Annotated in this window: 22 protein-coding genes; 17 read left to right on the forward strand and 5 right to left on the reverse strand. The window is 35.0% G+C overall.

The window, feature by feature from the left end:
• Positions 1–258 precede the first annotated feature (258 nt).
• Complete coding sequence (guaA, locus tag BUF11_RS09850; RefSeq protein WP_073588660.1) at positions 259–1,794, forward strand: glutamine-hydrolyzing GMP synthase; 1,536 nt, start codon at positions 259–261, stop codon at positions 1,792–1,794.
• A 488-nt stretch (positions 1,795–2,282) separates the two neighbouring features.
• Here the strand turns inward: guaA and BUF11_RS09860 are convergent, their stop codons facing one another.
• Both BUF11_RS09860 and BUF11_RS09865 read right to left on the reverse strand, forming a co-directional pair.
• Positions 2,283–2,567 (reverse strand): protein kinase domain-containing protein, encoded by a 285-nt coding sequence (locus BUF11_RS09860; protein WP_278277139.1) that lies wholly within the window; start codon positions 2,565–2,567, stop codon positions 2,283–2,285.
• A complete protein-coding gene (locus BUF11_RS09865) occupies positions 2,516–2,809 on the reverse strand; it encodes a protein kinase domain-containing protein (RefSeq protein WP_139243373.1) in 294 nt (97 codons plus the stop codon). Before BUF11_RS09865 ends, BUF11_RS09860 begins: the two co-directional genes overlap by 52 nt.
• A gap of 345 nt (positions 2,810–3,154) precedes the next feature.
• Here BUF11_RS09865 and BUF11_RS09870 point away from each other — a divergent pair, with 345 nt between their 5' ends.
• From BUF11_RS09870 to BUF11_RS09900, 7 genes are all read left to right on the forward strand, one after another.
• Positions 3,155–3,499, forward strand: coding sequence for a DUF6061 family protein (locus BUF11_RS09870; protein WP_073588664.1), 345 nt, complete (start codon positions 3,155–3,157; stop codon positions 3,497–3,499).
• Positions 3,500–3,621: 122 nt separating this feature from the next.
• Positions 3,622–4,623 carry a Fic family protein gene (locus BUF11_RS09875; protein WP_073588665.1) on the forward strand — a complete coding sequence of 334 codons (1,002 nt, stop codon included), beginning with the start codon at positions 3,622–3,624 and terminating at the stop codon, positions 4,621–4,623.
• Positions 4,624–4,796: 173 nt separating this feature from the next.
• The gene (locus BUF11_RS09880; RefSeq protein ID WP_073588666.1) at positions 4,797–6,818 is read left to right on the forward strand and encodes a DUF262 domain-containing protein; all 2,022 of its coding nucleotides are present in this window, start codon (positions 4,797–4,799) and stop codon (positions 6,816–6,818) included.
• Positions 6,819–7,070: 252 nt separating this feature from the next.
• Positions 7,071–7,301 (forward strand): hypothetical protein, encoded by a 231-nt coding sequence (locus BUF11_RS09885; RefSeq protein ID WP_073588667.1) that lies wholly within the window; start codon positions 7,071–7,073, stop codon positions 7,299–7,301.
• 102 nt (positions 7,302–7,403) lie between these two features.
• On the forward strand, positions 7,404–7,811 hold the full coding sequence (locus tag BUF11_RS09890; protein ID WP_073588668.1) for a hypothetical protein: 408 nt from the start codon (positions 7,404–7,406) through the stop codon (positions 7,809–7,811).
• Between the two features lie 72 nt (positions 7,812–7,883).
• Entirely contained in the window at positions 7,884–9,095 is a 1,212-nt protein-coding gene (locus tag BUF11_RS09895; RefSeq protein ID WP_073588669.1) for a phosphoribosyltransferase-like protein, read from the forward strand.
• A gap of 290 nt (positions 9,096–9,385) precedes the next feature.
• Positions 9,386–10,387: a reverse transcriptase family protein gene (locus tag BUF11_RS09900; protein ID WP_073588670.1), complete on the forward strand. Its 1,002-nt coding sequence runs from the start codon at positions 9,386–9,388 to the stop codon at positions 10,385–10,387.
• A gap of 172 nt (positions 10,388–10,559) precedes the next feature.
• Here BUF11_RS09900 and BUF11_RS09905 read toward each other — a convergent pair whose 3' ends face one another.
• A complete protein-coding gene (locus tag BUF11_RS09905) occupies positions 10,560–11,756 on the reverse strand; it encodes an IS256 family transposase (RefSeq protein ID WP_073588671.1) in 1,197 nt (398 codons plus the stop codon).
• A 491-nt stretch (positions 11,757–12,247) separates the two neighbouring features.
• Here BUF11_RS09905 and BUF11_RS09910 point away from each other — a divergent pair, with 491 nt between their 5' ends.
• A complete protein-coding gene (locus BUF11_RS09910) occupies positions 12,248–13,111 on the forward strand; it encodes an alpha/beta hydrolase family protein (protein ID WP_175562031.1) in 864 nt (287 codons plus the stop codon).
• A gap of 378 nt (positions 13,112–13,489) precedes the next feature.
• On the opposite strand, the gene BUF11_RS09915 is transcribed toward BUF11_RS09910, so the two are convergent.
• Complete coding sequence (locus BUF11_RS09915) at positions 13,490–13,747, reverse strand: SymE family type I addiction module toxin (RefSeq protein WP_073588673.1); 258 nt, start codon at positions 13,745–13,747, stop codon at positions 13,490–13,492.
• A gap of 466 nt (positions 13,748–14,213) precedes the next feature.
• Positions 14,214–15,050, reverse strand: a complete 837-nt coding sequence (locus BUF11_RS09920; protein ID WP_073588674.1) for a GIY-YIG nuclease family protein — start codon at positions 15,048–15,050, stop codon at positions 14,214–14,216.
• A gap of 933 nt (positions 15,051–15,983) precedes the next feature.
• On the opposite strand from BUF11_RS09920, the gene BUF11_RS09925 reads away from it, so the two are divergent.
• From BUF11_RS09925 to BUF11_RS09960, 8 genes are all read left to right on the forward strand, one after another.
• Entirely contained in the window at positions 15,984–16,919 is a 936-nt protein-coding gene (locus BUF11_RS09925) for a hypothetical protein (RefSeq protein WP_073588675.1), read from the forward strand.
• Positions 16,920–16,930: 11 nt separating this feature from the next.
• Positions 16,931–17,452: a hypothetical protein gene (locus tag BUF11_RS09930; protein WP_073588676.1), complete on the forward strand. Its 522-nt coding sequence runs from the start codon at positions 16,931–16,933 to the stop codon at positions 17,450–17,452.
• A gap of 57 nt (positions 17,453–17,509) precedes the next feature.
• A complete protein-coding gene (locus BUF11_RS09935; RefSeq protein WP_073588677.1) occupies positions 17,510–18,232 on the forward strand; it encodes a hypothetical protein in 723 nt (240 codons plus the stop codon).
• Between the two features lie 117 nt (positions 18,233–18,349).
• On the forward strand, positions 18,350–19,540 hold the full coding sequence (locus BUF11_RS09940) for a MerR family transcriptional regulator (protein ID WP_073588678.1): 1,191 nt from the start codon (positions 18,350–18,352) through the stop codon (positions 19,538–19,540).
• Positions 19,541–19,994: 454 nt separating this feature from the next.
• Entirely contained in the window at positions 19,995–20,186 is a 192-nt protein-coding gene (locus BUF11_RS09945; RefSeq protein ID WP_073588679.1) for a helix-turn-helix domain-containing protein, read from the forward strand.
• Between the two features lie 32 nt (positions 20,187–20,218).
• Positions 20,219–21,079, forward strand: coding sequence for a DNA-methyltransferase (locus tag BUF11_RS09950; RefSeq protein WP_073588680.1), 861 nt, complete (start codon positions 20,219–20,221; stop codon positions 21,077–21,079).
• Positions 21,080–21,086: 7 nt separating this feature from the next.
• Positions 21,087–23,870, forward strand: coding sequence for an N-6 DNA methylase (locus BUF11_RS09955; protein WP_073588681.1), 2,784 nt, complete (start codon positions 21,087–21,089; stop codon positions 23,868–23,870).
• The gene (locus tag BUF11_RS09960; RefSeq protein WP_073588682.1) at positions 23,867–24,859 is read left to right on the forward strand and encodes an NAD(P)-dependent oxidoreductase; all 993 of its coding nucleotides are present in this window, start codon (positions 23,867–23,869) and stop codon (positions 24,857–24,859) included. Before BUF11_RS09955 ends, BUF11_RS09960 begins: the two co-directional genes overlap by 4 nt.
• The last annotated feature ends 17 nt before the right edge of the window (positions 24,860–24,876 follow it).

Genomic DNA, 24,876 nt, shown 5'->3' on the forward strand with positions numbered 1-24,876 from the left:
ATATAGAAGTTTTTGTGTTTAGAGATTTATTATATTTATTAATTTTCTATTGAAGGATTCCTTATGACACTGAAATGGCAGAGGCATTCTTTCAGGAGTTTGCCGTGACGGTAAATGATTATGGGATTGCCAGCGCTTAGAAAGTCTGTTATAATTATAAAATATTTTGGGATGGCGTGTATGCAAGGAATACAGCCGGTTAATAATAGTCACTATTGTGAAGAATGAATGGAGAAACAGCATTAGGAGGAAAAGCCAGTGGATAAGGAAATGGTAATAGTCCTTGATTTTGGGGGACAGTATAACCAGCTCATTGCAAGAAGAGTAAGGGAGTGTAATGTTTACTGTGAAGTATTACCCTATAATACAAGCATTGAAAAGATTAAGGAAATAGCACCCAAAGGTATCATATTTACAGGAGGTCCTGCCAGTGTTTATGCAGAAGAGGCACCTCACTGTGAGAAGGAAATCTTTGAACTTGGGATACCGGTACTTGGCATCTGCTATGGCTGTCAGCTTATGACGCATCTGTTAGGCGGCAAGGTAACCAGTGCTACAGTAAGAGAGTATGGAAAGACGGAAGTAACAGTCAATGCAAAATCCCTGCTATTTAAAGATGTTGCCGAAACCTCAGTTTGCTGGATGAGCCATACCGACTATGTGGAGAAGCTTCCGGAAGGCTTTGAAATCACAGCAACTTCAGCTTCCTGTCCGGCAGCGGGCCTGGAAATGCCTGCAAAGAAGCTTTATGGAGTACAATTCCACCCGGAAGTAGTCCATACTCAGGAAGGTACGAAGATGCTTCACAATTTCCTCTATGAAGTCTGCGGATGTTCGGGAGATTGGAAGATGGACTCCTTTGCCGAACAATCCATTAAGAAGCTGAAAGAAAAAATCGGTGATAAGAAAGTCCTCTGCGCTTTATCCGGCGGTGTAGATTCCTCTGTGGCTGCAGTAATGATAAGCAAGGCAGTAGGAAGACAGTTGACCTGTATCTTCGTAGACCACGGCTTACTCCGTAAGAACGAGGGCGATGAAGTAGAGAAGATATTCACCGAGCAATTTGATGTTAATTTTGTAAGAGTAAATGCTCAGCAGAGATTCTATGATAAGTTAGCCGGAGTGGCTGAACCGGAAGCAAAGAGAAAGATTATCGGCGAAGAATTCATTCGTGTATTCGAAGAAGAAGCCAAAAAAATCGGAACCGTGGATTATCTGGTACAGGGAACCATTTACCCTGATGTTATTGAAAGCGGTTTAGGAAAATCGGCTGTAATTAAGAGCCACCATAATGTAGGCGGACTTCCCGATTATGTTGATTTTAAAGAAATCATTGAACCTTTAAGAGACTTATTCAAGGATGAAGTACGTAAAGCCGGCCTTGAACTTGGAATCCCTGAAAAGCTTGTATTCAGACAGCCTTTCCCCGGCCCCGGTCTTGCTATCCGCATCATCGGTGACATAACCGAAGAAAAGGTTAAGATAATTCAGGAGGCAGACGCTATCTACCGTGAGGAAATTGCCAATGCCGGGATTGACAGAAGCATCGGACAGTACTTTGCAGCTTTAACTAATATGCGTTCCGTTGGTGTTATGGGGGATGAAAGAACCTATGACTATGCGGTAGCATTAAGAGCCGTAACCACTACGGACTTCATGACTGCGGAAGCAGCAGAATTACCGTGGGAAGTACTTGGTAAGGTGTCTTCAAGAATTGTGAATGAAGTAAAACATGTAAATAGAGTACTCTATGATTGCACTGGGAAACCACCGGCTACGATAGAGTTTGAGTGATAGGAGAAACGCTACAATCCAGTAAAATCAAGGGTTGTAGCGTTATTTTTTGACTGTGATTCTGGTTTGATTCTATTATTAATTAAATGGTAATTCGAAATCATATGAACTTTCAGTATAATTGTCAAAAATCCTTTAAGAAAGAGGCTTCTTGTGACATCATTAGAAGTTGTATAGAAGTCTAATATTGATTTGAAAAGTTCTTTGTTTATCATGTGTTTTATTTCTTCTATTTTGGGCAGGCAAGAAGGCATAAACTGAATTCTGACCCCGTGATTAATCAAATCTCTGAATTCATCAAAAGAGAAACTTTGAGTTGTAGAAATCGTTGATGAAGCGGTAACAAAATCTTGCAACGAAAGTGCATCTTTAAAACGTTGTTCAGAATCTTGGTTTAAACATATTTTGATGGCTTCTATAAGTTTTGTGTCACAATCAGCTTGTTCAATATCTTTGTAAGCAGCATCGTAATTACTATCTTCCTTATTTCATGCAAATCCAAAGTCTAATATTTTTATTTCGTTATTGGAATTAACCATAACATTAGAATAACTAATATCTCTATGCATATCTGTTTTTGAATGAACATATGCCATACCAGAAATATATTCACGACATAATTTCTCTTTAAGTGCTTTGGGCAAAGGATCATTTTGTAAGACAAACTCAGACAGGCGATGCCCTGAAATAAACGCCATTTTAATATAGGCACTTTCATTGCCTAGAAAACCATAGTCAAAAGTTTTACAACATTTGCATGAGAGTAGTTTAATAACTTTTTGCCTTCGCGTAGGAAACGTTTTTTCATTATTGCAGGTTCACTGTCCTGAAATATGTTAGGATCATATATCTTATATGCAAAAACATCTTCTTTTTGTTCATCATAATATTTATATACTTTACCAAAACCACCTTTTCCTATTTGGTTATTCATTCTATCGATAGAGATATCAGTAAGTATTATGATAACTTCATCGGTCAAAATTGAAGAAGATGAAAGAGAGCTTTTTGCCATTATTTCTAAAGAGACTATAATAAAATTATCTTGAGTTCCATGAACTTTATAACACAAGCTGTATAAAGGATTTTTATATTTTTCAAGCTCTTGTTTGTAGTCTGAACTACAAACAAGAACTAAATCTCTTTGATAGGTGTTTCATTGAATTCTGGTATAAGAGCTATTTGAAAAGGATAAGCAAATTGAGGGACTACAGGACAAGCGGATGATCTTGAACGAGTGAAACGTCATGCTGGAACAGAACAGGTTGACAAGATTATTGAAATTGAGCGACAATGTAATGGATTTTACTGGTCTAATAGAAACCAAGAAGATAAGCACAGATAAGAAAGGGGAATTGTTATGGATGATATGAGAAATATTATTGGTTGTGAGTTTAACGATGATAATGGATGCGTGGAGGTTGCCTATAAAGATGGTAACTTCCTAAAAATAAAATGTGAAGAAGTGGAAGCGAAGCTACGCACAACGGAGCAGGCACTGACAAAGCTGCATAGATTACTAGAACATAATCCATTTGAATATGTTGCAATGGCATTGTTTGGAGAGAGGCAGGCATATTGTGATATTGAAGCTGAAATAGTAAAAGATATGTTTGGGAATATTGTTCAGGGGTATTTGAAGAAGGGATATAATCTGGCAACAGCGAAGATGATGGCGAGGGAGTTTTTTCGGTATGAGAGTTAGTAAAATAAAATGAAAAAAGTAGTAGCATTACCAATTCTTGTACGGTATAATTATGTACAAGTGATGAAAAGTTTAAATGTATGAATTTTGAAAGTGCAAACTAGCACAAAGTGAGGAAAAATATGAGCGAAAAAGGTTATATTCCACCATATACAATATCAGATAAAACAGTAAATTTAATTTCTGCTATTACTGAAATAATAACCAAAATCACTATAAACGATAATATGAGTAATAATCCAAGGCTTAGAAGAGATAACCGTATCCGTACGATTCATGCATCCCTAGCGATAGAAAATAATTCGTTATCCCTAGATCAGGTTACTGATATCATTAATGGAAAGCGGATTCTTGGAGCGCCAGATGAAATATGCGAAGTAAAGAATGCATTTGAAGCATATAACAAACTTTTGGAGCTGAATCCATATTCAATTAAAGATATGTTATTAGCCCATATAGTATTGATGAATGAGCTTACAAAGGAAGCTGGAACGTTTCGAAGTGGTGGCGTAGGAGTTTTTGCAGGGAAGCAGTTGGTTCATATGGCACCTCCCGCAAACCAGGTACCACATTTAATTAAAGACTTGGTGGATTGGGCCAAAAAAGCAGAGGTTCATCCATTGATAAAAAGCTGTGTGTTTCATTATGAATTTGAATTTATCCATCCATTTGCCGATGGTAATGGTAGGATGGGACGCATGTGGCAGACACTATTGCTGTATAAATGGAAGTCGTTGTTTGGATGGCTGCCCATTGAAACATTAATTAGGGAACGTCAGGAAGAATATTATAAAGTGTTGGGAGAATGTGACCATAGTGCAGATTCGGGTAAATTTGTGGAGTTTTTACTAACTACAGTTTATGATGCATTATGCGAAATTGCAGATACCGAACAAGTCACCGAACGAGTCTCTGAACAAGTCGAGAAGTTACTAGAGGTTATGGGTGATAAGGAATATTCAACCAAGGAAATGATGGAGTTGTTAGGATTAAAGCACAGACCATCATTTAGGGATAATTATTTATTACCAGCATCAGAACTGGGATATATTGAAATGACAATACCGGATAAGCCAAATAGTAGTAAGCAGAAATATAGAAAAGTGGAACATACAATTAAGTAAACTTAGATTTTTAACAAGTATGGATTCTAATGTATGTAAATTTATTGAAATTACAAATAAAGGGAGAATATAGACAACATGGGATAATGATCCCGGTGTAAATATGAGACAGAGATTTTGAATATATGCCCAAAAAATGTTTGAAATAAGCGTAATCAAAGGGGAAAATAATAATGTACGAGATTAGACCTGAATCAATAAAGACATTTATCACAGATAGAAATGTTAAGCTTCCACGTTTTCAGAGAAAACAAACTTGGGAAGAAAAGAAAAATTTTCAATTGTGTATAAGTCTGTTTAAGGAATATCCTGTTGGTGTATGTATATTAAGTGTTGACGAAAGTAAAGGGAAAATTGTTCGATGGCTTTTAGATGGTAGGCAGAGAAAAAATGCATTAGTAATGATGTATGATGATCCCGAAAACATATATAATTGGGCAAAACGATTTATTGGTTTTAAGAATTCTGATCAACCAAGTGAAATTGAAGAAAAATTTAATTTTAAGATTAGTGAATATATAGAGGCAGAGTTGGATGATGATTTTGAAATGACACAATTAGATCCAGGAGAAGATGTTTCAGAAGCAGTAAATGATGAAAAAGATGATAATATTGATGCAAATGCATATGGGTTGGAACTATTGCTTGAAATTATTAAAGTGATTCACAATAAGCAAAAAAAGAATACAGGTTTTACAAAACCATTTGATTTTACTAAATATGTAAATAGACTACCATACTTGGAAGTTGATCTAACTGGAACAAAATTATCATCACGTCGAGTGAAGACATTTATTGATGAGTACCGTAAGTACTGTGACGATGAATATATAAATTATGATGATGAGAAGTCTTTCTATAAATTTTTAAGTGTTAGATGTGATATTCAGGATGAGAAAAAAACTCAAGCATTAGTTCATGAAAAATGGAAAGAAATAAAGGAAAGAATCCTTATTGTTGAAAAAATAGATACGCTTCTTACTAATTGCAAAATAGGTATGATAGAAGTGAAAAATCTTTCACCATCAGATTCGCAGAAGATCTTCAATATTATCAATTCAGAAGGTGAAAAATTAACAGCAGTAGAGATATTATCAGCTAAACCGCATTGGAATATCGCGGTTGATAATCCGTCACAAGCTGCAGTTGATGCGACAAAGGAATTATATAAAAGGATTGGAACTGTACAAACGAATGTAGTTAGGTGGGATTTACCAGCAACATTTTTAAATAGAATCGGGAAGAATTTTATTTTAAAGAAATTCACAGATACAAAAACAGATTTCGAAAAGGAATTAACATATGGTTTTAAGATTCTCTCAAGTATATATGTTGGTGGGGTAAAAAAAGAGGATATTGAGGGATTGAGTAAGGCAAGTAATCTGAATTGGAGTTCAGATATTGAAAGTTTGGTTAATGATTTTCAAAATATGTTCAAATTGATTTCGTCATTTGATTATTTTAAATATTTCAAATCTTGGAATACTTCAATTATGGAGTTGACTAGTGACGCAATAGCCTTGGATTTTATTGTAATTGCATATAAGGATTGGTGCAGAAAGGGAAAACCGTTAGGTGATTCAAAGGCTAAACAGTTCCAAAAAAATTGCTTCATTTTGTGGGATAAGCTTATTTTTGAATATATAAATAAGCAGTGGAGAGGCTCCAGTGACTCGAAAATTGCAAACAATATCTTGGCACTTGATAATGAACCGGATCTTTTTGTGTCAGTAAAAGAAGATAAATGGAGAACAATACTCGAAGATCAAATTTTTGCGTATAGTGCTATTGAATCAGCAGATATTTCCATGGCAATTATGAAACCTTTACTCTATCATTTTTATTGCTTAAAAAGTATACAAGGACCAGACACAAGTTATGAAATTGAAATGGATCATATTATTCCGCAAACTTTATTTAATGAATCAACTATTGAAAGAAAAGGTGTTATACAAGACAATCTTCTAAATCTTGGCTTGCTTCCAAAAGATGAAAATGTTGCAAAAAGTAATAAAAGATTGATTTTAATCACTAGCCAATGGCTTAAAGATCAAATAGTAAAATATGAGCTTATTTCAGAGACGAAATTTCATGAATATTCTGATGTTAATAATTATCAGAAATTGTTTGATGAAAGAGCTACAATTTTCATTGAAGCATATACAAGTAAGCGTAATAATATTTTGAACAATTAGTTGAAGAAAAACTGTTATAAAAATTGTTGTTTGGAAAGGAAAACGAGTTGAATTTGTTATGAAGATGCTGTATGAGGTAATATATCAAGATTCAAAGGAAGATAAATAATGATTTTAGATACACTGTCCGAAAGGCATAAAAGAAACTGCAAAGAGATAAAACTTCCATGCTATGTGTGCTTCATAATCTATTAGAAGAAAAAAGCTAAAGAGTATATGTTTCTTTCGTATAATTATGAGGAGTAAAATATCATGTTTGACAAAATATTACGAGAAAAATTATTGCCATCGGAACTGATTATTAAGGATTTTGTAAAGGGTGAACCAGAGTGTAATTATGAAAACTATTTACTTGAAATTGTGAATAAATCATCTTTCTTTCGTGAAAAATCAGAAGAGGAGAATTTTGTAAGTCCACAAATTGAATCAAACGGTGAATGTGATTGCAATTCTAAAAATATAAAATGGATTTTAAACATATAGCGAGCAAAACGGCATTACAAGCAAGGAGTATTTTATCAGCACAAAAAGTGTCATTGCGAAGGGCGTTTTATCACAATTTTACCACAAAAAGAAAATAGTTCAATGAATGGTACACGTTTAAACACTGCTATAAGAGGATTGGATTCTGCACAATTATGTGAATTGAGGAACAATGCACCAAAGCAACAAGGGATAGAAAATGATATATGTGATTTTTTGAAAACATTAGCAACAAAGAAAAATTTATTGTTATTCAGGCCGTATAGATTAAGATTTGATTTTGACATTGGTAATAAACAAATCCAAGAGGCTATAAGCGATGATTTTAAATATATTATGCAGTATTGTCATGCGCTATTACCACTATTTGATATGTATAGGGCTTACATATTTGATGAATATATTGTGCTTATGAAAGAAAAAGATAGTAGATTTACTATTGTTAATACTACAAAGTTGAATGAAAGTCCAACATATATGAAATTAAGGGACTACATATCAGTTTATTAACTTGTGATTGTTGTACTTTATTTTAACATAATGTGCAATAACTACTCTGACAAGTTTCCAGGAGGTGATTATTTGGAAAAGCAACAACTTAAATATTTATCAGTAACACGTAAGTGGGGAGGTACTGAAGTTAGAAAAGAGTTTGATGCTAAAATTGATCAATGGATTATGCAGTTTGATGAAATGGAAAGAGATATAATTTTGGAGTTGTTAAAACATTTTCAATATTATACTTCTAGAAAATTAAAAGATAGTATCATGCAGTTATATAAGAAATTTGTTGATGAGTTTAAAGAGATCCCTGATGATGTGACGTTTATTCCAGTTTATAAAGAATATGGAGTTGGATTTTCAGATGAATTTTACAATAAGTTTTGGCTGATCAACAATATCTATGACTCATCAACAAAGAATATTTATGGATTATTGCAACAAGGTAAAATCCCCAAGAAAATTGCGATATTAGATGATTATAGCGGTAGTGGAAAAACTGTTAAAAATACAATTGAACACTGCATTGAAGAAAACGAAAATTGTAAAAATACGTTGTTTTACATTCTTACGATTCAGATGTCAAAGATTGCTTTAGAAAACTTATTACAATATGCAAAAGAACAATGTATAGAGGTTAGAATATTAAGTTTAGTTTATGAAAACAAAGTATTCGAAAATGAAAAGATTTTTATTAAAGATGTTGCTACAAAAAAGCAAGATGAATATTGTAAAGTATGTTTAAATCATAATGTTAAGCAGAACTATTATTTAGGATATGAAAACACACAAGCATTATTGTCGTTTGAATATAATTCACCTAATAACACACTTGGTCTATTTTGGCATGAAGGAGAAGATTTCTTTGCCATTTTCAGGAGATATAAAAAGAAAAATACGATATTGTCGCAAATGCAAAGAGAGGCAAAACAACGTAAGCAAGAACGAAGTAAAAAAATAATAAAGAGTCATGAAGAAGACGAACGATATATTTTTTTAATGATATATTTGGTAAATCAAGATTTGAAGTTTAATTATCAAGATGCATGTAGTAAGTTTGGAATGTCTGAAGAACAAATGGATGGAGCTATAGGGTATTTATTGAGTAATAAATATATATCTATGGCAGAAGGTAGAATCAAATCTACTAATAAATTAAAGCAAATGATATCAATAACAAAAATATCAGATGTCAAAGAGATGAATTTGAAAGAAAAAAAAGTCGAATTTTCTGCTCCACAGACTTATGTACCCAAAAACTTCGAAAAGACTTTTGGGGGATATAAATATTAAAATAGGTTAATACATACTGGCACTTAGAAAATGAAAAGCAAGTAGCTTTTCTATAGATAAGATTACTTATAAAGTGCTATATTTATGGCGGTCAGCGCAGCCTAAAGGCTTGTTGCTGAACCTTACCATATATATAGCCCAGGCTTCGCCTAGTGCGATTACCAATAGATTCAATTATTCGCAACACTGGATTGCGCTACAATCTCCGATTTCCGCGCGGTTGCTCATAATTTCATAATAACAGTTAGGTAAGTGCCAGTATTTATTATAGATAAAATGGAAGTGAAAACATGTATGAAGATGCAAAAGAAAAAAGTATTATAAGTCAAGATGCATATCAATTAATCAAAATATACATAGGTAGATTAGAGGATAACGATATTCCTGTAATATTTAATCTTAGACATCTTAGAAAAATTTTGAAAATTCCTAAGCAAAAGCAAAGTGCATATTTTGGAGTGAATCGAAATGAAATGTATCGAAAATTTATGATCCCTAAAAAATCAGGGGGATACAGAAAAATTGAGGCTCCGAGTGAAGAATTAAAACTGAGACAATTATGGATTAAGGAAAACATTATTGATAAATTTAAGATATCCGATTCTGCGCAAGGGTTTAGAAAGAATCATTCCATTTATGGCAATGCTTTGCCTCACGTTGGAAAGGAATTAGTTATCAATATTGATATTAAAGATTTTTTTCCCAGTATTACATATCAAAAGGTTTTTAAATTTTTCCGTTATATAGGTTACACCAATCAAGTTTCACACTTATTGACAAAGATGTGTACAAATGTGGATAACGTATTACCACAAGGATCCCCAGCCAGTCCAAGCTTATCAAATATAGTTTTACTAAAAATGGACAAGAGATTATCTAAATTGGCAGGTGCTGTTGAATGTGATTACACAAGATATGCAGATGATATTACTTTCTCTGGCAAGAAAGTAATAAAATCACTTGTGCCAATAATTTGTAAAATTATTGAAGAAGAAGGATACGATGTTAATAAAGGAAAATTGAGATTACAGTATTCAAATCAGCGTCAAGAAGTGACTGGACTTACTGTAAACAAGAAAGTATCATTATCTAAAAGAACGATTAAGGAAATTGAAAATGCAATATACTATTGTAAAAAGTATGGTGTACAAGAGCATATGACAAGAATTAAGTGCGATAAGTCATTTTATAAAGAGCATTTATATGGAATTGCTTATTTTATTAAGATGATTGACAAAGAAAAAGGTAAAAAGTATTTAGAAGAGCTAAACAGGATTGAGTGGTTGTATTAACAAGAAGGTTAATCAAATTTTTTTGCAGTCTCAATCGAGTGATTCTATTTTGATTCTAAAATTCTTCCACGCCACAAAAAAAACAAAATAATACATAAAATTCAACAATTTAAAAACAGATGGTGTCAAGATTTTTTCGCAAATTGTATTTCAACCGTCCAGTAACCGGTAGTCAGTCGGCTATGATATCAGACTGGTTCTGGAGATCCAATTCTTTTAGATGCTCCATAATCATGTAGCGCTTTGTACCCCATTGGGTTCCAGCTACATGACGCAGTCTGGCACATACAAGCATCAAAGCACTTTGCCCATCAGGGAAAGCGCCAATTGCACGGGTTCTGCGTTTGATTTCACGATTCAGTCTTTCAATGGTATTGTTGGTGCGGATTCTCGTCCAGTGTTGGCTGGGAAAATCCATGTATGTTAGGGTCTCGTCGATTCCATCTTCGACTTTTTTAGCTGCCGAAGTTAATTTCATCTCACGAAGTTTATCCGCTACCTGTTTAGCCTTTTCCTTTGCAGATGTTTTACACTCTTGAGCATGGATAGCCTTAAGCAGCATAGAGACTTCTTTCATCTTATTACGAGGAGTAGCTGAAAATATATTCCGGTAGAAATGAACAGTACATCTTTGATACTTTGCATCTGGAAATACTTCTGGAATGGATTCGAGCATCCCAAGACATTTATCACCGATAATTAGGCGCACTCCGGCCAGACCACGTTCTTTTAGCCATACAAAGAATGTTCTCCAGCTTTCGCGGTCTTCCTTCATACCTTCTGCCGCCCCAATGATTTCACGACATCCATCCTCGTTGACTCCAATGGCAACAAGGATAGAGACGTTTTGTATTTCACCGCCCCAACTGCGTTTTAAGTAAACACCATCTACATAAATATAGGGATAAGAACCGCTAAGTTTGCGGCTTCTCCATGTCTCAATGTGCTCATAAGCTTTTTTATTTAGATTGCTTATTGTGCCAGGTGAAACTTTGGTTCCCCATAATGCCTCGGTAATATCCTCAACACGACGAACAGAAACACCTGCGAGATACATTTCAATGAGAGCTTCTTCTACAGAGCATTCTCTGTGGCGATATCGCTCAATAATGGCAGTTTCAAACGGAACGCCCTTTAACTTTGGCATTTTCAATTTGACCTCACCAGCCGTGGTTTGAAAGTTTCTGCTGTAATGTTCAGAACGATATCCTTTACGTTCACCGGAACGTTCATATTTATCGGCATTAACGAGTTCATCTGCTTCATGATCCAGCAAGGCATTAAGGGTTTCCTCAACGCTGTTACGTACTAAATCTTTCAATTCGTTATGGATAAGTTCCTGATTTAATTGTATAATGTTATCGGACATGTTCCATAGCCTCCTTTGTGAGATTTGGTTGTGGTGACTTTATTTTACCAAACGGCTATAGACCATGTCTATTTTTTATGAAATTAAATTTGTGAAATTAATTATACGTCATCAATCTAAAACAGGAAGTATGCAATAGACAGATGTGTCTATTGAAAAAAAATTACTATATATTATTATATTTTCAAAGGTGTTAAAACACGGCAAGTTATTGTTATAAAGGAAAAAAATGGGATGCATTTTTGAAGACAAGTTTGATACTGAGAAAAGTGCATTAGAAGATTTCGATGCTGAATGAAAAAATTGATGAGTTAATAAAATAAATGGAGAATATTATGAAAAGAAAGTGCAACTGTAGGCTATGGCAAGTGATTTCTATTATCGCAATAATTATTATAGCGGTGTGCATAGGACTCATTTGGATAATCAGGTTAAACGAGAAAAAGCATTCATTAGATGAAACAATGCAAGCCTGGGAATCAGGAATTCGTATGGATAGAATAGATACTGACACTGACTACCTGGAGGAATTGGAATCATATAGTAGGGGATTAAAAAAAGAATATATGGATTATGTGGAATATCAAAAAGAAGATTCGGTTTTACTTCCGGCAGACCAGATTTTGAGCTACCGGATCAACTACAAGAGTGGAAATGAAACAATCGACGGTTATGTTGCCGCACCTAAAGATTACATGGTGAAATCCTATCCTGTACTGATTTTCAATCGTGGTGGAAACCGAGATTATGGAGAATTGGATCCAACGACAATTGAGTTCTTTGCAAGATATGGGTTTATTACCATGGGAACACAGTATCGCGGCGGCGGAGAAAGTTCCGGAGAAGACGAATTTGGCGGTGCTGATGTCATGGATGTAATTAAGTTGATTGATTATGCGAAAAAACTTGATTGCACAAACGGGAAATTATATTTGTTTGGATGGTCCCGCGGTGCAATGGAAACCTATATTGTTTTAAGCTGTGATAAGCGTATAGATGCGGCAGTTGCAGGTGCAGGAATTACAGATTTGAAAAAGTATTATGTGGAAATGAATCAGATTGGAAATACAGAAATGACCGGGATTTTACGAGAATTGGTTGGAAATCCAAAGTCGGATAGCGAGGAATATGAGAAACGTTCGGCAATCAAATGGCCGGATAAGATAGATACACCGCTATACATAGTCCAGGGAATGGCGGACGAAAGAGTAGCATATCACCATTCGGAAGATTTATATGAAGCAATGGATTTGCTGGGAAAGGATGTTAAGCTGACGCTGTATCCTGGAATGAATCATTTAGATACACCTTGGACATTTCTTGATGATTATTTTTATTGGCTAAAGCAATATTAATAAGAGACAGAACGAGAGGTTGTGATGTCAAAAAGGATTGAGGAAGAAGATAGAAAGAATAATCCTGATGGAAAAGAAGATATTACTTATATTCTGTAATATGACTAAGATATACTTAAATGTGACATTAAACTTTACAATTGAATAGGGATGTTTATTTAAAGTATCTGATTGTTTGAGAGATTTCTATCAAGCCGCGCTAGGAGCGATTCTCGCCTTGAAAATAGGTGCATATCCTATAATAAGACTACAAGGTTGAAGTCGCGTTCAGGGGCAAAGTCCGTTATCCTTGAGGAGAAAAAAGGATTATCCCAAAAACAGAACAAAATAGAACAGATAAGAAAGACTTTGAAATGGGGCATTTTTGTTTTGAAAATTTTATTTAAAATTATCATCTTTTAAGGTAATTAGTTTATTTTCATGGCATTCTACAAGGATACTGGAGTCAATAGAAAAGCCGAGTTGCTCAACATATTTATCTTGTAAAATAATTTGAGGTACTGGCAAGGAATTATTTGAAGAGGAAGAATAAACTTTTAGTTTATGGGTGTAGATATTATAGGAGAGAGATTCTTCGGCTACCGTATTAAGATTCAGTGAGTGAGTTTCAAAGACTTTGAATGTTCTTGTAGACATGGTATTTTGCCTCAAACTACAGGAACTATGATTGTATCGTCTATTTCATTTTAAAAATCTGTTTGGAGATAGCAGAGCAGAAGTCAGTGTTTATACCTATATTAATTTGAGTGACGTATTTTTAAAGAATTATGGGATGATAATAAGACGACTCATGTTTACAGTAAGGATACCCATTTTATGGACAGGATTATCATGATTATATCAAAAGGGAGGAAAAACAAAGCTATATCGCAGATTTAAGATCAAGCATGATAACTAGTATCCATATGGCCGAAAGAAGTGTATTTACGGATAAAGAAGAAACAAAACTAATAAATATTTTTATAAATAGTTTTATCTCTTCTTATTATTCGTTTTGAAAATTCTTTAAAGAGAAAATAGCTATATTTATATAAAAAGTTAATTGTGAAATTAAGACATTTTACAAATTCAGGTAAAATGAACTGGAAATCTTTAAAACTTATTATGATTCAAATTCTTTTAGTGAGATACCTTTTGTGGTTTTCCACGCAATACGACCATTAATACTATATCCTACGACAATTGCAGCAGCAATCGAAGGGCTGCTAAATAAAAAGTCTTGTGTAAATGTAAGATTAGAATCAATTATACCAGTATCAATTAGATTTTGCCGTTTAGAAATAACGCTTTTGGTTAGCGAGCTGGCAACGGTATTTGAAATTTTGGAACCTTTATAAATAACAAATCCATCTGAAGTGGGACTTCCATTTGCTTTAAAACCTGAACTCTCAAGATAGAACTTTGATATGCTTTTTCCATTTAATAATGAACCAGTGGCATTTTCGAGTACTTTATGACCGACAGCACTTAATAATAATTTCGCATTTTCAATAAATTCGTCCATCTCGGCACCATCAGATTCTGATAGGGAGGAAAGAGTAGGGGTATTGGAATTTGTGAGTTTATAGCGGCCAGCTTCTTTGGCGAGAGTATATATTTTATTTTCTAAATATTTCACATGAGCTTTGTTTAAATTGTTGTCCTTGCTAATAAAGACAACACATTCATTCCAAAAGTCTTTTTCACTTAAATGTTGCATTAAGCGACTGTATATATTCTCTGCTTCTCCTATGTAGACTTGGTCTATGCCAGATTCGTCATCCTTTCCAAAAAGAAAATAAATCCCTGTGTTTTTTAATTCTTGACGGTCACAACTAGACTTAACATATGTTCTTGGAATTTTATAGGCTTTTCCAGTCCAGTTTGATAATTCGCACATCCATCTTCCGTCTGGGATTCCTTCTATAAGAAATAACCGGATTGATTTTCCAAAATTCATTAGTTATACCTTCTTTCTATCGTTTTATAAGAATTTCTTCCATTCCCTTTTCTACAGCCAAATTACTATCCGACCTATAAATACTGTTTAATAACTTCGTATTTCTCAAGCAAGTTTGCTATCTCAGCTTTATAATTTGTTTTAATTGTAAATGCATCTGGAATCAAGGGTTTTTTGGAACACAGCCTTTGTATATGACTGTCTTGCCACTCTCTTATTTACTCACAAATTTTAAAAATACAGTACTAAGATCGTTGGCTCAATCATTCTTTTCGAGTTTTTCTTATCCTAAAAGTCCTAATTTACCTATTTTTTAATTTCAAAATTAAAGGGAGAACATCAGAAACAGTTTTAATATCAAAGTTCATAAAAATATATTGTTAATTGATAACTATATTCATGATATAACGATGCTTTTCCTTTGCCCTAACACAGATGTCAGCTATATTTTTACTGGTTATGTGAGGCCTATATAAGTTGTCAGCAATATGGAGTTATGATAGAATAGCTTCATGGGACAATCGTGTTACAGGGTGCTTTGACCGTCATTCTTTAGGAATGGAGGTGATGCCTATGAAAAATCATTTTGATTTTAAGGCCATGCTTACTTTCATTTTTACGTTTTGTAAGTAGCTTTACATAGCAAAACCACCCTGATACTTTGGCCGGTACGGGTGGCATTGCTTCTCATATAATCGGTCAAACCATCTTGTGGACGGTTGTTCCTTTTCTAACCTAAATATATCACGTAACGTATCGCTTGTAAAGAATGAAATGGTATTTTAATAGCTATAAATAAAAAATAAATACTTAAAAAAGTGGAATTTAAAAAAGTACAGTCGAAATCTTGGTGTAAGTTTAGTAGGCACAATTTCCAGAAAAGGATTGTCATGGAGCTTTGTATTATATAAATAGCAGGAGAAGCGGTGAGATATGAGAAATACACAAAGACATAGCAATCCATATTATGCGGAAATATTTACAGTAGATATAAAAAGCTATGAGTATGTATTTTCTGTTGGTATTGATATGATTACTAACAAATATGTAACTGAATATTCAAGGTGCATAGAACGCTCTTTTGTAACCTATAGTGAAAATACCTATACCGAAATTGATTATAAAACATATCTCGAATATCTTAAGCAAGCCCAGGCTAATGGTAACATTTCTAAAGAACGTTATAATGACTTGAAACAGAAAGAAGAGCCAGATATAACATCAGCAAAAAATATAGAAAAGTGTTATGAGAGAATTGCAAAGCAAAATATTCGGGAAATGCAGAAGTGCATTAGTATTTCAACAAAGCTGGAGATAAATAAAGAGCATGTATATAAAAATTATGAGAGCTTTTGTGATAAAAACGACTTTCTCGAGTTGTATTTAAACCGTTATTCCCAAAATCAGGGTTGGTGTGTCAGGATTGTACAAAATGACGCCGGATACAGGTTAAGTGTAATATATCATGCGCATAAATTACCGGACCTATATGAAGAACCAGCGTATATGAAGTTTCTGGCACAGTATAACAGTGACGCTGATACTTACAGTGAATGTGACGTATACGAAAAGCAGCTTGCCAAATGGGAAAAGGATTATTTAATACATGCGCTGGAGGAAGAATATTTTTATGAACAGCTTGCTCCAAAGATGAAAATTCATGATTCCAGGAGCATAGGCTGCATTGGTTCTTGTGAGGTCAGAGTAAAGTATAAGGCAAAGGCATTTTTTTCAAGTAGTGAAAAGATTATTCATGGGTTTGCAGAAAATGATGATAAAAATGCCTGTGGTATTGATTTTTACGGCTTTATTCAAAAATGTAAGAATATAGCAGCCTATCAGTCGAAGCTGGTGAGTTCTGAAGAATAGTGAGGGTATGCATGAACATAATCAGTTATAAATATGGCTTTAGGGATATCAGAAATTATGAATATTCTATGCGGAATGAAGTAATAAAGCTTTATTCTAAGTCAAAAGATAAGGGGTTTGTGAATTATATTGATGTAGTCGGTAAGGAACATGATGACATATTTATGAAGACAATAAGTATCAATGATAAAAATATTATTGAGAGGTATTCCTTAAAATTATGTCTGGAAATCAATCATCAAAAAGAAGAAATTCGTATTCGGGATAACAAAATAGTTTTTGGAGTTGAAGTGAATGGTACAGACAAAGACATGGAGCAGGACTACATGATGCGGGCCGGTTTTCTCCCTAAAGATGTGCAGCGGGATAAATATGGCCTGCACTGGAATCATTATTCATTGGATTATAAGGATTTTGGCAGTAAATTCGAAAATGTCAGATTATATACCGTGAAAAAGGATTTGAGAACAGAAGCAGAAGAGGTAAAGGATATTAGTTTTGATGAAGCTACGCTTCTGTTTGAAGAGTGCTGAAGGATAAATGCGGCCAATTTTATAAAAACATAAAATAAAGGGAAGTGGAGTAGGTCAGTGTCAGATAAATTATATTATATTAACAATCCAAATTTAAAATCTACTTATGCAAATATATGTACAAGCGAAAAAATAAAACCAACACAACGTTTCAATGGAGACAATAAATACGCTGAAATAGAAAATGAAAAATCAGCAAGTCAGCTGTCTTATTATAAAATGACGGAAGAGGAAGAAAAGGTTTGGAAGGAATTATGCGAAAAAGTACATTTATATTTGGCTGAGTTACAAATTCCGGGTGAATATGAAGCGGTAATATCAGAAAGGTTGAAAACCAATATTTATTATACAAAGAACTGTGGATATCACAAAGAACATGGATACTATTATGTGGAATTTGGTGACAGGGGAAGCCTGCATTTGCTTTTGCTATCCGGGGATATAAATGATGCGTTGTGGTGTTTGCTTGAGAGAATTATTGACGAAATTTCTATGAGAGAATCGCAAAAGAATAAAAGAATAAATGAGAGTGGTTGGAAGTGCAATACGAAGTTTGATTATCGGAAGTATTGGTTTGAATATGAGATAAAGGCACTGTCAAAAATCGTGGACAGTGAATTCTTAAAAGATTATATAAATAATAGATTGCATTCTATGAATTGGTGGTTCAATCCACTGCATTGGGGGTTCGACTGCAAAAGAATGGAATTTGTTGAGGTCAGTGATTCGGTTGAAAGAGATACCCTTGAGGGCGACGATGGATACAACACTAAGCTGTAGAGCAATCTGCAGTTTTTTTATTATTCCGCAATAAAAGTATTGACCATTACGCAAGGGAATGCTTTAAAATGTAATTACCAATTCATGAATGGAATAATCGTTAAGGCAGGTAAGTATATGGAAGATAAGTTATTTACAGCAGGAGAAATTGCAGATTTGTCAGGAGTCTCGGTAAGGACAATCCGTTATTATGACAAGAGAAAAATATTGAAACCCATTCATTATTCTGAAAATGGCTATAGGTTATACAACCAGAAATCTGTTGAAACCCTGCAGAAAATAGTAATGCTAAAATATGTTGGTTTTTCTTTGGAGCAGATTGAATCGATGATAAGGGAGGACAAAGATTTGGATTTGAAGAAATCTTTGGCTGCCCAGAAAGCGCTTTTATATGAAAAGCGAGATCATATGGAAAGGATTATTAGGGCGGTAGAGAAGGCGGAGAACGCCAGTGAGCAGGATGCCTGGGAGTGTTTGGTCAATGTGATACAGGTCTCAACAGAAAAAGAAAAGCTGGAAAAACAATATCATAATGATGAAAACCTTCAGAAGAGGATTAATATTCATAACTATAGTACCGCCAAAATTCCGTGGATGGACTGGATATATGAGCGCCTTAATATTGAATCAGGCATGAAGGTATTGGAGCTTGGTTGTGGGAATGGACTGTTTTGGAAAGAAAATATAGAGCAGTTGCCGGATAATATAGAGATTCTGCTTACAGATTATTCAGAAGGAATGCTGGAAAAGGCCAGAAAAACTATGGAGTGTTATGGTGAGACATTGAAAAAAAGAAATATCCAAATCAGATTTATGCAAATGGACGCCAACGATTTGCAGATAAAAGGAGAAAAGTTCGACTTAATCATCGCCAATCATATGTTATATCATATTGATAACCGGGAAGAGCTGTTTCGAAATATTAGAAATATACTGACGGAAACAGGCAGGTTTTGCTGTTCTACAGTAGGGATTACACATATGCAGGAGCTGAATAATTTTATTGTTAAATTCGATAGAAGTATTGAAATGCCATTTCAATGGATAACAAATAAATTCCGGCTTGAAAATGGAAAAGAGCAGCTGGAGACTGTGTTTAGCAATGTAGAATTAGAAATACAGGATAACGATTTACGGGTAGACAATGTGGATGTGATATATTCTTATGCGTATTCCTATCCGGGCAATGCAGCTGATATTCTGAAAAAAAGAGAAAAAGAGTTTAAAAAAGCCATTGCAAAGATTATAAAGGATAAGGGAACGATGTATATACATAAATCCCAGGGGATTTTTATGTGCAAATTGTAAATAGAAGCGAGAGTTGACTGCGTTAAAGCCTGAATCGTGTTTAATGGGTGCAGGGTTACAAAATACAGCCGGAAGTATTATGCAGAGCCCCCGTTTCCGGGCCATGTTGACCGGAGACGGGAGGTTTTCTGCACCACCGGATAGGGGCGGGAAAGTATAGTTTACAAAGATAGTAAATTAAGGATTGCTTCCATAACTTGATGTTTAAATATATCAAAATCTAAATCACTATGGGAAAAAGCAGATTTTTCTTGCCTTAGTGCATCAACCAAAATACAAGAAGTGTAAACTTTTTCAAACAAATTTTCTTGGACAATATCATTTCTATTAAGAAGGCCGACTATTTTAAAAAAATATTCGGTTTCAAAATCCGAAAAATGATAATTGTTCTTTCTTTGCTTGCTATTGTTCAGATAAATGAATATAATGAAAACAATGGTGAGGAGGTTTTGGCATGAATTATATGACGACAATCGAGATGTCAGAAAAGTGGAGGATAAGCCCCAGACGAATTGCTATTTTATGTGAACAGAACCGGATTGAGGGAGTCGTTAAGAAAGGAAAGACCTGGTTAATTCCCAGCACATCCAAAAAGCCGGCGGATAAAAGAAAACGAACTTGTGTTCGTGAAGGCGTTATGCTATGATTACTATATACAATAATTTGAGGTGGAATTGAATGAAGAGGACCAACACGGAAGATATCAATATGGATGAAGTGATGAACCGGCTTTTTGAAGGCGATTGTTTAGAATATATGAATAAAATCCCGGATGGAAGTGTGGATATGATTCTGTGTGATTTGCCATACGGAATGACGCAAAACCAATGGGATTCCTACATACCTTTAGAGGGATTATGGAAACAGTATAACCGGATTATCAAGCCTAATGGCGCAATTGTCCTGACCTCTAATGGGATTTTTACTGCAAAGCTGATACTTAGCCAGCCTAATATTTACAAATACAAATGGGTATGGGAAAAGTCGAAGCCGACTAATTTTCTAAATGCGAAAAAGCAGCCTTTGCGTAAATATGAAGATGTATGCGTATTTTATAAAAAGCAGCCGACGTATCACCCTCAAATGACACAGGGGGAACCGTATGATAAGGGTACCAGGAAGAATCAGCTATGTGGAAATTATGGCGATTTCGACCCGGTTCGCGTTGCAAGTGAGGGAGAAAGATATCCAACAGATATTATTTATGTAAAAACAGCAGAATCGGAAGGTGCAGTTTTACATCCCACACAGAAACCAATTGGGCTTGGCAGATACATGGTGAGAACCTATACGAATCCGGGTGACATAATACTGGATAATACCTTTGGCAGCGGCTCATTTCTTGTTGCGGCATTAATGGAGGGACGTAATTTTATTGGCATAGAAAAGAATGAAAATGTGGCATTGTTTAAACGGGAAGAAATTGATTATATCGATGTAGCAAAAAGAAGGCTGTTTCTTGCATGGGAAGGTTTGGACAAGAAGACGAAAAAGTACATTAAGGTACAAAACCTTATAGCGGAATTTGAAGAGAGGTAGATATAATATGGGGACAATAGTAAGGCGTAATGAGAGAAGCTGGGCAATAGAGATTATTACGCAGATTAATTTAATGCTGCAGGGCTTAGGCCTTAAAATAAAGTGTGCCGGTGGGGAAAGCACGATTTCAGTCAATAAAAAGAGTATGTTTCCGGATGTGCTCCTTTTTGAGGATGAAGCACAAAACAGGAGATTACAGGGATGGGAGCTGAAAATGCCGGATGTATTAATTACCGATGAAGCTCTTATCAAGGATGCAGCACGAAAAGCCAAAGCACTTGGACTAAACAGTTTTGTTATTTGGAACTTCACATATGGAAAGTTGTACATAAAAGGCACAGATGATACATTTTATGAGGCAAAAGCATGGACCGGCACGGGAAATATCAAGACGAGGCCGGATGTTACCACGTACAAAAACGAATGGGTACCGGTAATAAGAGACATTATTATGACGGTTAATGAGTATTTAGTAAACGGGGAGATTTCCACTGCCCCAATAACAGAGGCGTTAACAGATAATTTGCTGACGGAAATAGTTCAAAGGAATAAAGGGCTGGTGGCAGAAAATCTCCGGACAGAAGTCAGTAACAGCATGATAATGGAAAGAAAAATGAAGGTTTGGTGGAATGCTTTTCAGCAGGAGTATGAGAAGGATGAAACCAATATGTATTCGGCATATGCCAAGACTATCCTTATAAATTGGGCAAACCGGATTATGTTTGCCAATTTAATTAAGAAATATCATAATTGTGCTGATTTAATCAAATATATTGATAATTCAACTTCACCGGAAGAGGGCAACGAAATTATTGACCAGATAATCAGCCAGGGAGATTTCTATAACGTATTCCATAAAATCGACTACAATGACCTGATTCCTGAAGACACATGGGTAGATATAATTGATTACAACCAGTTTTTATATAACAGTAAAGTTGAAAACATTGATCAAAGTGTTTTACAGGATTTGTTGGAAGGGACTGTAAATACTGCAAAGCGTGAAATCAGAGGGCAGTTTTCTACACCCTTTTGGCTGGCAGATTTGCTGTGCCAGATAACAGTCGAAAATTGGAACGGCCATTGTGCGGATTTATGTTCGGGAACAGGAACAATTGCAAAAGCAATTATAAATAATAAGATGAACCGGTTAAAATCTGCAGAAGATACCTTTGCGACTACCTGGATATCAGATAAGCATGCATATCCATTGCAGATTTCGAATATAGCCCTTACCAGTATAGAGTCATTGAATATTCCAATAAATATGTTTCAAAGCGATATATTTGATGTGGAAGCAGGAAAGGAAGTAATTATTAAAAACCCGGCAGACGGATTGGATTTGGTCAGGCAGATTCCTGCATTCAGCGCCGTTATTTCGAATTTTCCATTCGTAAAATATAATAATATAGCATCGGATGAGTATGAACATATAAAAAAATGTGCAGATGCAATAAAGGTGAATACAGGGATAAGCTTTAAACTGGGAAAAACGGACTTGTATATGTTCCTGCCGTTCAAAATATACGAATTATTGGAGGAGAATGGAAGGCTTGGAATTATACTTTCAAATTCGTGGTTAGGAACAGATGTAGGAAAGGATTTTTATAATGCCCTGTTATATTACTATGATATACAGTCGGTGGTGCTAAGCAATTGCGGCAGATGGTTCGAGAATGCAGACGTTGTGGCAACACTGCTTGTGATGCAGAAAAAGAAGATATCTCTTCCGGATAAAAGTAAAAAGATTAATTTTTGCCTTACACAGAAGGAATTGAAGAATTTGGATTCAGAACAGCTTGAAAGTCTCATAAGCTGTATAGTACTGAAAGAAGAACTGGATTCTTCACTTATAAAAATGAAAAGCTATACAGTAGGCGAAATAATATCTGTTCTGGCAAAAGGGATTTCTTTAAATGCATTATTTCACAACATTGACTGGATGCAGGATATCAATGAAAAACTGATTCCCATCAGCGACAACTTTACAATGGTCAGAGGTGAGCGTAAAGGCTGGAATGATATGTTTTACATTAATGGCGCTTGTAACATTGAGACAGATCATTTGGTGCCGATGTTAAAAACACCCCGAAACATAAAGAATTTTATCGCGGAACCGGACAGGAAGGCTTTTTGCTGTAAAAATTCCATTGATGAGTTGAAAAGCCTTGGTCATGAAGGTGCGCTGAAGTGGATTGAAAAGTTTTCCGGCCTATGTAATGAAAAAGGTAAGCCGCTTACAGAAAGTATACATCATACGCAAAAAGAAGCATGGTATCAGATGAGTGATGATTCCAAGGCGGATTTTGTTACAGCTATTAACCCGGATAAGAGGCTTTTTGTGGCAAAATTAGCGCAGCAGGCATTGATTGACCAACGTCTTACGGCTTTAGCAATGAAAGATAACACGGAGCAGAAAGACTTACTGTTTGCACTTTTGAATTCATTATATGGTATGTTTGCTATAGAAGCAATTGGATTTGGACGTGGTTTGGGAGTATTGGATGCCAGTAAGGACAGGTTTGCAAGGATTAATATGATTAATCCCAAAATGATTTCTGAAGAAGACAAAAAGACGATTATTGAGTTATTCCACCATGTTGTAAAACGGGGAGTTATGGATGTTGAAAGAGAGCTAAAGGACGAAGCCAGGGAGAAGTTTGACAGAGAAGTCCTTAGGGCAATTGGAAAAGAGCATCTCTATGAAGATATTAAAAATTCAATATTGTCCATGCAGAAGACAAGGCAGGCAGTCAATAATAAATATAAACAGAATGAGGTAAACAGATGAAAATATATGTGTATGATGTAACTGATTTTGAGAAAAGTATACTGGAAGCATTACAGAAGGAATTCACAGATGAAATTGTGCTTACCGATAAGCATCTCACACTTGAAACCTTGGAGGAAGCAGAGGAATTTGACGGGATATCTGTACATGGTTACAGTAAGGTAAACAGAGAAGTACTTATCAAAATGAAAGAATATGGCATTGTGCACCTATCCACCAGAACAATCGGCTATGACCATTTTGATATGGCAGCAGTAAAAGAACTTGGCATCCATGCCTACCACGCTTACTATAGTCCCAATAACGTAGCGGATTTCACGGTAATGATGATGCTTATTATGCTGCGTAAAGCCAAGATATCTATCTGCAGGGCACTTGTAAATGATTTTTCACTGGAAGGTATGATGGGACGTGAGATGCGAAGTCTTACCGTTGGCGTTATCGGTACAGGTAAGATTGGTTCTGCTGTTATAAAAAGCTTAAGCGGTTTTGGGTGCAAAATTATTGCTTACGATAAGTTTAAAAATCCTATAGTAAAAGAGTTTGCCGAATATGTGGATTTGGACACATTATATGCGCAAAGTGATATTATTACCCTTCATACACCGCTTACTGAAGATAATTATCATATGATTAATGAGGAAACGATTCAAAAAATGAAAAAAGGTGTTATTTTAATCAATACGGCAAGAGGCCAGCTTATTGATACGGAAAGTTTAATTAAAGCACTGGAAGAGGAGCATGTAGGTGGTGCCGGCATCGATACTTTGGAGGAAGAGACAGGTGTCATGCATGTACATGTAGGCACTAAGATTGTTGATAAGAGGTCCCTTTTGTATCTGAAGCAATTTCCTAATGTACTGTATACGCAGCATTATGCCTTCTACACCCAGGAAGCTACCGAATCAATGGTAAGATGCGGTATCACATCTATCCAGAGCGGGGTAAGAGGGGAAGCTACACTTTGTGAGATTAGTGTGAATTATTGAAAAGGACATTAACATTA

This window comes from Anaerocolumna xylanovorans DSM 12503 (genome assembly GCF_900143645.1).
Taxonomy (GTDB): Bacteria; Bacillota; Clostridia; order Lachnospirales; family Lachnospiraceae; genus Anaerocolumna; species Anaerocolumna xylanovorans.